Here is a 12,716-nt window from a genome sequence, read left to right on the forward strand (position 1 = left end):
GTAGGAAGTGTATGTCTATGATGATTCGTATCGCTCGTTCCCGCCTTCTGTGTTGCATGGCCATCTTCTTCGTCGCACTCCAGGCGACTGCGGCGGAGCCTTCTGCGGCGAAGTCGACTCATCCGCGATTGTTGCTAACTCAAGATCAAGTGCCGCAATTCCGCGTTCGTGTCCAAGTCGACGGTAGTTTGAACAAACGTTATTTCGATCGCATCGGCTTGTGTGCGGACCACGTCCCTGCGCCTGCTCCAGGCTGGAAGCCATTGATGGCGGACTTCATGCAATCGCCGCACTTCATCGCGGTTGACGCCATGCGCAAGAAATTGATCGCTGCTTCCCATTCGGCGCTCAAATTTGCAATCGCCCCGGAATTCTATGATGACCATGGCACTTCCGCTGCCGCGTGTGCGATGGACATTGTCAATAAGTGGAACCCACAGTGGATCATCGACCAATACCGTCACAAGATCGACAACAGTGGCGACGATCACGAGGGCGCGCAGTTGATCATGTACATGGCCCTGGTCTATGACATGGCGTACGACAAGTTTAGCAAGACTGAGCGGCAGCAAGTGATTGACTGGCTGGCGCGAGGCGTCGTGACTGCCGCCGAATCAGAAAAACTTCTTTACGCCGCCTACGAACCGTATCCTCGACAGAATCATCAGGCGTGTCTGTTGGCCGCTTGCGGGTTGGTCGCTCTGGCAATCAAAGATGAAGTGCACTTGATCAGTGATCCGGTGAACCGTGAGACGATGCAGCGACAGTTGAAAGTGACCAACGAGAATATTCCGCGGTTCATTCTCGATCGTGCAGCGCTCGCCGACGGACGCGCGTGGGAAGGCAGTGCCTACGGGACCTACACGCTACCATTCGCGATGCTCTGGGGACGGGCCTACAACAATGCCTACGACGCTGACGTCTTTGCTGGAAAAGGAATTGAAAACATCATCCGCTGGTACGCCCACTCGCGTGCTGCGTTTGGTCTGCATCAACTGGTGGAATACGGCGATGACTACGATCGCTATGGCGGCTTCGGCGAAATGCTGATCCTGTTTGAGCAAGGCAATGCCGACGGCCATGACCTGTGGCTGTTGGAATATTTACATCCGGGTGGGGACATGTTCGCGGGTGCTGCCAAAACCGAACAAGCCTATACGGATCCGTTTCTGTCCTACCCCTTGTTCTATCCTCAAAATCTCCAGCCGATCGGGCCAACGGCAGCGGCTCAGCAGCCAACACAGTACTTCCGTGACTTTCGTAACAAGAGCGGCGGCGAAGTTCATTTCAAGAACCAGTTCATCCAAACACCTGGCGGTGACGACACGGTGCAGATGGTCCTGTATTCGCATCGCGATGAGATCAGCAAAGGTGGTTTGGCGCAGGGCTCACTGCGACTGTATGCTTATGGAGAAAAATTTACGGAAGAAGAAGGTCGCTCCAGTCGAAAAACTGCTTGGTGGGGATCGATGAAACAGTTCACAACATTCGATTATTTCAATGCCGACTGTGGCAATGATGGAAGTTTGCCGAAGTATCAATTCTACGCCCAGCGCAAAAACCCCGGTCTCGGACGGCTGGCAGGGTTCATCGCTGGTGACTTCGCGGATTACGCCCGCGCCGACGGCCGTTTTCCGCTTGGCGATCCCTCGCTCAACGCCGCGCCGCATCCGAACAACAACCGCTTCCGCCTCGCTTGCTCGCCATCCGATGATCCAACTCAGCCGACGTATTGCGAACCAGTCCGGCGCGCCGATCGAATGGTAATGATGTTGAAAAGCACTGATGATAATTCTGCAGCCAAACCCTTGTTCGTGATTGTCGACGACTACAATATCAACGGCGCTGAGCAAACCTATCGTTGGCGATGGCACGCACCACGCCAGCCGATTGCCGAGCCCGGAAAGCGTCCACGCGATCCAACCAAGCACGACTTTGTGATTGACGGGGTTGGTTCAGTCGATTCGCCGATCCGCATTTATGATCCACACTTGGATCGCACCAAATTGGAAATCACGTTCATCCAGCCTGAACAATTCGACTTGCATTTCACTCGGTTCACGCCCGAGGACGATATCAATCACGCATTGTTTGAAGCCACCAAAACGGCCGTCAATCCCCGCTTCTTCGCCGTGCTCTTCCCGCGAAAGAACGGGTTCGAGCGTCCAATGATCGAATCCATCGAGTCGACGAACCCAGCTGCCGCGGGGTGTCGAATTACTTGGAGCGATCTGGGGGTTGACCAAATTGTCACGGGGCGCGGAAAGGACGTTGCAATCGGCCCCCTCCGCACTGATGCAAGAATGGCCGTGACTCGCACCGTTGATGGGAGTGTCGTCGCCTACGCGCTGGGCGAGGGGCGGTACCTGCACTCGGATTCACGATCGCTGGTTAGCGGAATGGACGGTGTCGCCAGCCTGTCGATGTCTGGCAAGCGGCTTTCGATATCTGGCTCGTGTCACACTGGGCGTTTCTATGGCCCTGACATAGCAACGATCATGGTCAACAATCAGGCCGTGAGTTTTTCACGTGATGGCCAGGACGTCCTTTTTGAAATCCCACCGATCACTCCACAATGAATGAAGTAGTGAAACTCGTACTAGAATACCCGCAATTGTCAAAGAGCCAACTCATGAAACTCAACTCAATCCTGCCAACAGCACTCGCCATTTTGACGTTGTTCACCAACATCTCCTCTGCCGAGGAAGCTTTGCAGCCATGGCAGGACAATCCGTGGTACTGGAGTTTCCATGGAAACCCCGTGTTACTGTTGGGCGGCAGTGATGATGACAACCTGTTTCAGTGGCCCGAGGAGCAGCTTTTGCCGCAGCTGGACCGACTGGCGGAAGCGGGTGGCAATGTCATCCGCAACACAATGAGCGACCGGAAGGACAAAGACTTCGAGCTGTATCCCTTTAAGCAACTCGACGACGGCAAGTACGATCTCAATCAATGGAACGACCGATACTGGGCTCGCTTCGAACGGATGCTGACCGAGACGGCCAAACGCAATATCGCCGTGCAAATCGAAATTTGGGACCGCTTTGACTTTTACGATCAAGAAGGTGCCGCTCGCTGGCAGATTCATCCGTACAACCCACGTAACAACGTAAATTATACGTACGATGAATCCGCATTCGCCAAGCGGTATCCGGACCACCCTGGAGCCAACAAGCAGCCATTCTTCTTTACAACTCCCAAGCAACGAAACAACGTTGTTGTCTTACAGTATCAGCAACGATTCGTTGACAAGCTGCTGGACCATTCGCTGAAGTTTGGTCATGTGCTGTATTGCATGGACAACGAAACCAATGGCGAGGAGGAATGGGGCCGCTACTGGGCTCAGTTTGTCAAACAACGAGCTGGCAAAGAGAACAAGACAGTTTATGTCACCGAGATGTGGGATGACTGGAATCTCGCAGATGAGGAGCACAAGCGAACCTTTGATCATCCCGAACTGTATGACTTCGTCGATGTCTCGCAAAACAACCACAACAAAGGCCAGAAGCATTGGGACAATTTCCTGCATGTACGGAAATACCTGGCAGGCCAGCCACGTCCGATGAACACGACAAAGACGTACGGAGCGACCGGTAACAAATTCGGCCACAACGATCAGGATGCTATCGAACGCTTCTGGCGACACCTGCTGGCCGGAGCAGCCTCTGTTCGTTTTCACCGACCGGAATCTGGGCTGGGCCTAAATGACAAAGCGGTTGCCTGCATCAAAGCGGCCCGAAAACTGGAGTCCTTGATTCCGCTATGGTCCGTCGAACCCGCCTCCGACTTGCTTTCTCAGCGGGAAGCGAACGAAGCGTATGTTGCGGCTGACAACGGGGGATCGTGTGCCGTGTATTTTCCCGCTGGTGGCGAAGTTGAACTCGACATGACGGCGACCCAAGGTCCGCTAACGGTTCACTGGATCAACATCAACACCGGCGAATCCGGCGCACAGGAAATAATCACCGGCGGCGGCAGTGTCACGCTTTCATCGCCCGGTTCCGACAACTGGGTCGCCGCCATCGTTTCTCAGTGAGAGACTCCGCCCTTGCTGCTGGCAAGGCTTCGTTCATGTCTTGTCCTGTGCGGCAACCGATTTCAATTCACCCTACAGTTTCAGGTTTGGCTATGACGTTGCGAATCAATCTTCTTCTCGGCCTGACATGCTTTGCTGCGTCGATCGCGGTTTCGGCGCAGGGCGAGACGGCTCCAATTTCCTTGCACCCCGGGAATTAGCATTATTTCCAATGGCGCAGCAAGCCCACCATTCTGGTGACGTCGGGCGATCATTATGGGGAGTTGCTGAATCTGAACTTTGACTACGTGCAGTACTTCGATGAATTGAAAGCTCATGGCTTGAATCACACACGCGTTTTCGCGGGTACCTATCGTGAAAATGTTGGCGCGTTAGGAATTACCGAAAATGTGCTTGCGCCGAAGCCAGGGCGTTGCATCAGTCCGTGAGCCCCCAGCCGCGAACCGGGGTGCGCCGCAGACGCTAATCCTTTTGATTTGACGAAATGGGATCCAGCGTGGTTCGAGCGAGTGAAAGACTTATAAACGCAGGCGGGCGATCGTGGCATCGTGGTGGAGCTCACACTGTTTTGCCCGATGTACGACGATCAGACATGGGACTTCTGCCCGATGAACGCAGTCAACGGCATCGGCGAGGTGCCACGCGGAGAAGCCTTCACCATGAAACACAACGACCTTCTGGACATTCAGATCGCAACCACGCAGAGAATTGTGCAGGAACTCAAAGAGTTCGACAATCTGTACTGCGAAATCTGCAACGAACCTTACTTCGGCGGTGTCACCATGGAATGGCAGCATCGCATCGTCGACGCGATCGTGGACACGGAAAAAGATTTAGCTCAGCATCATCTGATTTCAATGAACATCGCCAACGGTCGCAGCACCGTGAAGGATCCTCATCCGGCCGTTTCCACCGTCAATTTTCATTACTGCGTGCCTCCTGATACGGTCGCGATGAACGACGGCTTGAACAAGGTGATCGGTGAAAATGAAACCGTTTCCGTGGTTCAGCCGACGTGTTGTACCGTACGGAGGCCTGGGATTTCCTGCTTGCTGGCGGAGCTCTGTACAATAACCTTGACTACTCCTTCACCGCGAAACACCCAACCGGAACATTGCGGGACTACAAGTTGCCTGGGGGCGGCAGCGTTGAACTGAGACAACAACTAGGGATCCTCAAAGGCTTCCTGGATGGCTTTGATTTCATCCGCAAGAAGCCCCGACGTGTCTGTTTTTCGCGCTGTAGAGCCGAAACTCACGACCTAGGCGATTGCGGAACCGGGCAGCGCGTACGCCATGAACTTTCACGTTCCGCTTCCCAGCAAGCCCCAACATCTGCAGTCGCTGTTGAGGGAAGACGTCGAAGCCTTGGCGACGCTCAATCTGCCTGCCGGTAAATGGCGAGCAGAATGGTTAAACACGAAAACCGGGGAGAAAACCAAGCACGAATCGTTTCAACATGCAGGTGGTGGCAGTCAAGTCAAATCGCCGAAATTCTACAACGACATCGCACTACGGCTGACAAGGCAAGACTGACCACATTCCATTTCCCTGTGACCTTCGCCCCGCAACCTGATAAAGACAAACAGACTTGGTATGAAAAAACATTCGATTCATCGCCGTCAATTCATCGCCAACCAAGCGGCCCTTGCCCTCGCGGCGTATGGAAGTCCTTCTTTGGCCGCGGCAGCCGCCGAACCTTCGATTCCCGTTCGCGCGATTACGCGGGGACCGAAGCATCATTGGTTTGGGTATTATGACAAACTGCAGTTTGACCCGACCAACCGATTCGTTTTGGGGATGCAGGTCGACTTTGAGCATCGTTCGCCGACCGTCAACGACACGATCAAGATTGGGATGGTCGATCTTCAGGATGATGACCGCTGGATCGAACTAGGCGAAAGCAAAGCTTGGGGATGGCAACAAGGCTGCATGTTGCAGTGGATCCCCGGTTCCGATTCTGAAATCATTTGGAACGACCGCATCGGAGACCGTTTTGTCGCCCGCATCATGGATGTTAAGACGCGGGAAACGCGGATCATTCCGCACGCGATCTACACCGTCAGCCCGAATGGAAAGGAAGCGGTTACCGCCGATTTTCGCCGCATCAACGATGTGCGTCCCGGCTACGGTTACGTAGGCCTGCCCGATCCCTATGCCGATGACTTGGTACCCAACGACTCGGGGATCGTTCGCATCGACTTAACCACGGGCGAGGGAATACCGATTCTCTCGATTGCGGACGTGGCTCGCACCGGGTCCATTCCGAATGAACAATTTGGCATCAAGCACTATTTCAATCATCTCCTGTACAATCCCGATGGCTCGCGGTTCGTTGTCCTGCACCGTTGGCGTTATCCCAACGGATCACGGCTCACGCGAATCGTCACCGCAACCCGCGACGGTGAGGATGTTCGTATCGTTTGCGACAACGGCTACGCATCGCATTTCATCTGGCGAGACAATAGACACCTATTGTCTCAATCCCGCCATTTTGATGGCAACGAAGGTTGGGGGAACTTTCTGTTCGAAGACGTCGATGGCGGCGGCGATGTTCACGAGATCGGTCGAGGCGTACTCAATTACGCCGGACATCTCAGCTATCTGCCTGGCAACAAGTGGATCCTCAACGACACTTATCCGACCGGCAAAACGCGGATGCAAACTCCGCACCTCTACGAGATTTCCTCCGGCCGTCGCATCGATCTTGGCCATTTCCCTTTGCCGCCGATTTACACTGGTGAATGGCGTGTCGATACGCACCCTCGACTGTCGCGAGATGGAAAACTGGTTTGCATCGATTCGCCTCACGAAGATCAAGGACGTCAATTGCATTTGATCGATATCGATGGGTTGACTTAAAACTGTCTGCACACCATGGCGGGCAATTCGGGACGTTGACTGGTCGGTGAGTGCGGGCTTGTCGCGTGCCCGCTCAGGCAGGGGATCTGGGTTTGATCGGCGATCGCTTTTGTTATTGTCACGGGGTTGCGATGGATTGCCGCCTTTCGCTCCGTGACGTGGCCCCGCTAACGCGGTATTTTTAAAGAAAACCTAGCCCCCACGCCCTCAAGACAAGCATCCCAAATGTTAGACTTGGCATTGAATCGGCGGCTTGTCTTCCAGCTCAATCGACTACGACCCAACGGCTTAATTCTGGGGAGAGCGGGTCCAGAGAGAGTATGGGAGAGACGCAGGCTCGAAATGCTGAGTGCCAATGGGGCGATGCGGCTTAAAAGTCGCCTTGTAAAATCTGCCCCTCTCCCCCAGCCTGACCTGTGGAGGTTTCGCATCGCGAACTAACGTTCGGCGTCGGTTTTGTAATCAGCGTCATTGTGCAGCTCGTGCGATGGGAATGTCGTGATGCTACCGATTGCGAAGCAGCAAGTTGCGGCAACGCAGCCAGGGTGGGTGACGAAAAGGTGGCAAGACTCATTAATGCGATGCTGAAGCGGTTTGAGTGGCTTCCATTTTAATTTTCACTACAGAGAAGTACGTATCCAGCAGAGTTCCACCACCGAACTCATCCGCAGAGAGTCCTGACACTTGTTCTTCCCCCGGCTCTTCCGGGCCATAACCGCTCCTGCTACTTGCAATTCCACTCCAACTTTTGCCTCGAAGCCCAGCTACGGAGTAGCGACAGCATCTAGCCTGGGGTGAGCGAATACGAGTTCCACGAGTTCACGCGTAACCCCAGGTTGTGAATCGATTGAGAAAGTGCCCGAGTAGTAGAGCAATTGAGGCAATTCAAGTTTGCCGAGGTCGCAAGCAGGTAGCGATACGTTCAACATTCGCAATTCTATTGGAATGAAGAGGGAGCTCTGCATGGGAACGATGAACAGCTTCTGTGAGGTTGGAATGCCGCCATGACGTCGCAGATCCTCTTGCGCATTGGACCTCGCAGGGAAATCACGAAACACTGACCAGCTTCGGAGCCTAAAACTTGTCCATGCAACTGGAAAACGCTAAGCACCTCCATGGATAGTTTCACCGCCGGTTGCAGCCGAAATAGAGTTGCAAGATGCCAAGGTCAGAATTCTCACCATGGTAGCCCCTATTTCAACAATCACTGAGACGCTTCCCCTCTGCTTCCCAAGTCGCCATTTCCTCAGTCCGACGTGCACCTCCAATTACCACGCCTCCCACAACACCCTACCAAGGAAGTGGTGTGCCCCCAGCACACCACAACACCCCCAACACACTACCCGCACAGACCAATATCACTCGCCCCCCTGAACCTTCCCCAGTCCCAGGATAGATAACCGCGAAAGACGCCAAATATGCGAAAAGAAAAAGTAGCCGTTCACGACCTTCCTTATCCACTTACAATTTCAACCATTGCTTCAGGTTGGAGTGTAAGTTGCAGACAACCGTGAACGGTTATCCCCACACACAACACCCTACCAAGGAAGTGGTGTGCCCCCAACACACCTTTTGATTTTGCGGAATTGATCAGCGGAGATTTCGTAAATCGTCATTCTCTAAATGATCCACATGCTAATTGTATTTGACTATCTTAGCGGTCGGCTTTCAGCGTACCGATCAGCGCTCGCAGCTGCTCCTGCTCTTCAGCACTTGCCTCGGGCAGGGCCGCGTCGTGCATTCCGGGCAATAGCAACTCCCAGACGAGGCTCAATTGCCCCTGAAGATCGCGTGCGTTGGCCGTCATTACAACCACTGCATCTTCGTCGGGCAGGACCACGCAAAATTGCCCGTTCATCCCGTCACCACGGAAGGCGTTGTGCCGACAGCGCCAGAACTGGAAACCGTACCCTTGATCCCAATCCCGACTCGGATCACTACCGTTGGAAACCTGCTTGGAGGTGGCTTGGGCAATCCACTGTGCTGGAACAATTTGCTCGCCCTCCCACTGCCCATGCTGCAAGTAGAGTTGTCCAAATTTGGCAAGGTCTTCGGTTTTTAAAAAGAGCCCGTAGCCGCCAATTGAGATCCCTTGCGGGCTAGCGTCCCAACGTGGTGCGGATATCCCCAAGGGATCAAACAATCGTGGTTGCAAGTACTCGAGCACCGTTTGTCCGGTAACCTTCTGTACAATTGCTGAGAGCATGTAAGTCGCAGGGGTGTTGTACTGAAAGTGGGTACCGGGCTTGTGGGGGACTTCATGCTCCAGAAAACTCTTCGTCCACGGTTCTTCTTTCGTCAACTTCACCTCTGCCTGATGACCGGCTGTCATGGTGAGCAGATCGCGGACTCGCATCGACTTGAGATTCGCCGAGGGTTCCGCCGGACTCTCATCGGGAAAGAAGGAGAGCACTAAATCGTCGACGCTCAACTTGCCTTCGGCAACGGCCAGCCCGACTGCAGTAGAAGTAAAGCTCTTGCTCAACGACCACAGCACGTGTGGCTTGTCGGCGGACTCGGGTGCCCACCACGCCTCGGCCACCACCTGGCCATGCCGCACCAGCATCATGCTATGGAGCGATTGGACTTCCTGATCTGCCCGCTCGATGAACTCGCGAATCGCCTTGGTAGAGACTCCCTGTGATTCGGGCGTGCTACGTGGCAGGGAGGCGGCTGCAGCAATCTCAGACTGCGCGGCGAGGGGCGCGAGGGGAATAACGACCGTTAAAGCGACCAGTAAGCAATAAAGTGTTTTCAGCGGCACGGCTAAGTCCTAATTCATTGGAGGGGACGTGTCTGGAGAAACCGACTCATGGTTTGCGTCTTTAGAAATAGTATAGATTCTGCTGCTGCCGGAAGGACCACAGCACCGCGTATTCTCCTGCCCCGCCCGCAGGGCACTCGGCACTCGGCACTCGTTGAACCTCAGGTTGCAACAATCCGATGAAAATGTAGTTTGACTTCGCGAGCAACCACGCGGCGCACTCCCTCAACCAAACAACGGGGCTCATTGACCTCTTGACCTTGCTGGATAATCGCGTCGAGCTTTGTACCGGGTGGTACGGAAAAAGTCGATTGATTGATCGTTTGATTTCCCGCATCCAACTCAGGCACGATGAAGTGGCAGGTGGCTCCAAAGGTCAACATGCGGGCGGCGTAGGCATCGTGATAGGGCCGGAATCCAGGAAAGCTAGGCAGGAGTCCATGATGCAGATTGATAATCCGTCCGCCAGCGAATTTCCAACAAGTGTCGGGCGGCAAGACCCGCATGTAACGGGCTAGAATCACGTAGTCCACCGCGTACTCGTCCAGCAACTCGACAAACGCGGCTTCATTGGCGGCCCCATCTGCCTGGCCGATATTGTGCCAAGGGACACCAAATTCCTCCGCCAGTTTGGCGCATTTCTGACGATTCCCCAACATGACCGTCGCCTCAGCATCAATCACCCCATCGGCGATGGCTTGGAGCATCGCGCGTGGCGTCGACTCTTGATAGGTAGTGCAGATCGCCAGTCGAGCCTTTCGATTGGGCGGCGTGGGAGTCCAGACTCGAACTGACAGCTCCTTTTCAGCGCCGATGTCGAGCATCTTGCTGCGAATACTGTCCCAGCGGGAAGCATCGATCTTGAGCCGGCACATCATCGCGAAAACGGCCGCTTCATCGTGATCGTACATTTGAATCTCGGCGATGCTCGCCCCCTGCGCCGTCGCTTCGTGAATAATGGGGTCTGCCAAACCGGCGTGATCCGGGCCAACTGCCGTAACAACGATCTCCATGCTCTCTCCGTGAAATCTTCTGGGTCTTGGTGGTCAAACTGGTGATAAAGTGTATAAAGTTTCCCAGCTCTACGTGAGCGGTCTAGGTAAGATGCCGTATGGAAAGCTGGCTCGGTCCCTGGCCAATTTCCGCTTCTCAGAAGGACACCAGCATGATTACCGAACGCATGTCGCGGGAACGACTTCCCACCGGCCAAAGCTTGTGCGAGTATTGCACCGCCAAGTGCTGCCGCTATTTTGCATTGCCCATCGATACACCCGATTGCGCCAAGGACTTCGATTTCATGCGGTGGTTTCTCCTGCATGACCGCGCCAGTGTGTTCGTCGAGGACGAAAGTTGGTATTTGCTAGTCCACACAACGTGCAAACACCTGCAAGACGACCATCGCTGCGGGATCTACGACACGCGCCCCGAAATCTGCCGCGAATACACCACGGACAATTGTGAGTACGACGAGGACTCCACGTACGAAAAGTACTTCGAAACTGCCGAGCAAGTCGCTGAATACATGGAAGCGACCGTTTTGCAAGGAGAATTGCCCAGTCTGCGATCCAGCGAGCCCTCACTGTTACCCATCCTTTCCGTCTAGCTGGGCCCTGTGCGGGCTGCCTGCGCACCGCCCATGATATTCATTCCCGTCACCATTGCACCATCTCTACTTGGACCGCCGCGACCGTGAGCCGACGCATTCAACCCCGCACCCTTAAGGGCTTCCGCGACTTCCTGCCAGAGACCATGATGCCACGTGAGCAAATCATGGAGACCGCACGCCGCGTCTACCGGCGGTACGGCTTCAGTCCTATCGATACGCCGGTGCTCGAGTACTTGGAGATCCTAACCGGCAAGGGGAGCGAAGAAACCGACCGCCAGATGTACCGCTTCCAAGATCACGGAGGCCGGGAGGTGGGAATGCGTTTTGATCTGACCGTGCCCCTTGCCCGCTTTGCAGCGCAACACATCCACACCTTGGGCACGCCCTTCAAACGCTACCACATCGCCCCCGTATGGCGTGGCGAAAGCCCACAAGCAGGGCGTTTTCGCGAGTTTGTCCAGTGCGATTTCGACACCATTGGGACGGAATCGGTCGTCGCCGACATCGAAACGGCGCTCGTCATTCACGAGCTGCTGCTGGAGATAGGCATTGCGAACTTTAAGATTAAGATCAACAACCGCCAAGTTTTGAGTGGACTCCTGCAGAAGCTAGAACTCTCGGACAAGACCGTGCCGGTGCTGCGATCGTTGGACAAGCTCGACAAAATTGGCCGCGATGCAGTATGCACTGAAATGCAAGCCGTCGCTGAAATCTCCGCCGAACAAGCCAACCAAGTGCTCAAGCTCGCCGAAGTTCAGGGCAGCACCGCGCAGATTCTGACGTCCATCGAAGAATTGGTCCGAGGCAACGAGACCGGAGAACTCGGTATCGAACGACTGCGACAGATCACACAAGCCTTAGAGCACTCGGGGGTCCCTAGCGAGCGTTACCAACTCGACGTCGCAGTAGCACGTGGACTCGATTACTACACCGGCGTGATCTTCGAAACCATGCTGGGAGACCTGCCCAGCATTGGCAGCATCTGCTCTGGCGGACGCTACGACAATTTGGCGGACTTGTATACCAAACAACACTTGCCTGGTATCGGAGCATCGCTGGGCCTGGATCGGCTGTTGGCCGCCATGGAAACCCTCAAGATGATCCAGCCGGTCCGCACGCCAGCTCCCGTGCTGATTGCGTACTTCGACAAAGAACGCCTCAATGACTACCTGTTGCTCGCCAAGCTCATTCGCTCGGCCGGAATAGGCGTCGAGCTCTTCCCGGACCCCAAGAAATTGGCAGCACAGCTCAAGTACGCCGATTCGCGAGGCTTCCAAGTTGCCATCATCGCCGGCAGCCGCGAGTTGGATGCGGGGCTTGTCCAGGTTAAAGACTTAGCCAACAAGACCAGCCAAGAAATTGCATGGCGTGAATCCCCCGAAGACCTCCTCACCGCACTGCGTGACCTGACCGGCATCCGGGCCGTTACTTGAACCGTTAAGCTCTCAA

10 protein-coding genes are annotated in these 12,716 nt (G+C 54.8%); 7 read left to right on the forward strand and 3 right to left on the reverse strand.

Annotated features, from left to right (window positions below; all coding sequences use genetic code 11):
* The first annotated feature begins 17 nt into the window (after nucleotides 1–17).
* The 5 genes from Q31a_RS15905 to Q31a_RS15925 all read left to right on the forward strand — a co-directional run bounded on the left by Q31a_RS15905 (nucleotide 18) and on the right by Q31a_RS15925 (nucleotide 6,897).
* Nucleotides 18–2,579 (forward strand): hypothetical protein, encoded by a 2,562-nt coding sequence (locus tag Q31a_RS15905; RefSeq protein ID WP_145079832.1) that lies wholly within the window; start codon nucleotides 18–20, stop codon nucleotides 2,577–2,579.
* Nucleotides 2,580–2,632: 53 nt separating this feature from the next.
* The gene (locus tag Q31a_RS15910; protein WP_145079835.1) at nucleotides 2,633–4,036 is read left to right on the forward strand and encodes a hypothetical protein; all 1,404 of its coding nucleotides are present in this window, start codon (nucleotides 2,633–2,635) and stop codon (nucleotides 4,034–4,036) included.
* 575 nt (nucleotides 4,037–4,611) lie between these two features.
* Nucleotides 4,612–5,193: a hypothetical protein gene (locus Q31a_RS15915; protein WP_145079838.1), complete on the forward strand. Its 582-nt coding sequence runs from the start codon at nucleotides 4,612–4,614 to the stop codon at nucleotides 5,191–5,193.
* 138 nt (nucleotides 5,194–5,331) lie between these two features.
* Nucleotides 5,332–5,571: a hypothetical protein gene (locus Q31a_RS15920; RefSeq protein WP_145079841.1), complete on the forward strand. Its 240-nt coding sequence runs from the start codon at nucleotides 5,332–5,334 to the stop codon at nucleotides 5,569–5,571.
* Between the two features lie 60 nt (nucleotides 5,572–5,631).
* Entirely contained in the window at nucleotides 5,632–6,897 is a 1,266-nt protein-coding gene (locus Q31a_RS15925) for a hypothetical protein (protein ID WP_145079844.1), read from the forward strand.
* Nucleotides 6,898–7,661: 764 nt separating this feature from the next.
* On the opposite strand, the gene Q31a_RS15930 is transcribed toward Q31a_RS15925, so the two are convergent.
* The 3 genes from Q31a_RS15930 to Q31a_RS15940 all read right to left on the reverse strand — a co-directional run bounded on the left by Q31a_RS15930 (nucleotide 7,662) and on the right by Q31a_RS15940 (nucleotide 10,674).
* The gene (locus tag Q31a_RS15930) at nucleotides 7,662–7,955 is read right to left on the reverse strand and encodes a hypothetical protein (protein WP_145079847.1); all 294 of its coding nucleotides are present in this window, start codon (nucleotides 7,953–7,955) and stop codon (nucleotides 7,662–7,664) included.
* A gap of 596 nt (nucleotides 7,956–8,551) precedes the next feature.
* The gene (locus tag Q31a_RS15935; protein WP_231690785.1) at nucleotides 8,552–9,661 is read right to left on the reverse strand and encodes a serine hydrolase domain-containing protein; all 1,110 of its coding nucleotides are present in this window, start codon (nucleotides 9,659–9,661) and stop codon (nucleotides 8,552–8,554) included.
* A gap of 161 nt (nucleotides 9,662–9,822) precedes the next feature.
* Entirely contained in the window at nucleotides 9,823–10,674 is an 852-nt protein-coding gene (locus Q31a_RS15940; protein ID WP_145079850.1) for a formyltransferase family protein, read from the reverse strand.
* A gap of 152 nt (nucleotides 10,675–10,826) precedes the next feature.
* Between Q31a_RS15940 and Q31a_RS15945 the strand changes: the two genes are divergently transcribed.
* Both Q31a_RS15945 and hisS read left to right on the forward strand, forming a co-directional pair.
* Nucleotides 10,827–11,264, forward strand: a complete 438-nt coding sequence (locus tag Q31a_RS15945; protein ID WP_145079853.1) for a YkgJ family cysteine cluster protein — start codon at nucleotides 10,827–10,829, stop codon at nucleotides 11,262–11,264.
* 86 nt (nucleotides 11,265–11,350) lie between these two features.
* Nucleotides 11,351–12,700: a histidine--tRNA ligase gene (hisS, locus tag Q31a_RS15950; protein ID WP_261342661.1), complete on the forward strand. Its 1,350-nt coding sequence runs from the start codon at nucleotides 11,351–11,353 to the stop codon at nucleotides 12,698–12,700.
* Nucleotides 12,701–12,716: the final 16 nt, after the last annotated feature.

The organism is Aureliella helgolandensis, from assembly GCF_007752135.1.
GTDB classification, from domain to species: domain Bacteria; phylum Planctomycetota; class Planctomycetia; order Pirellulales; family Pirellulaceae; genus Aureliella; species Aureliella helgolandensis.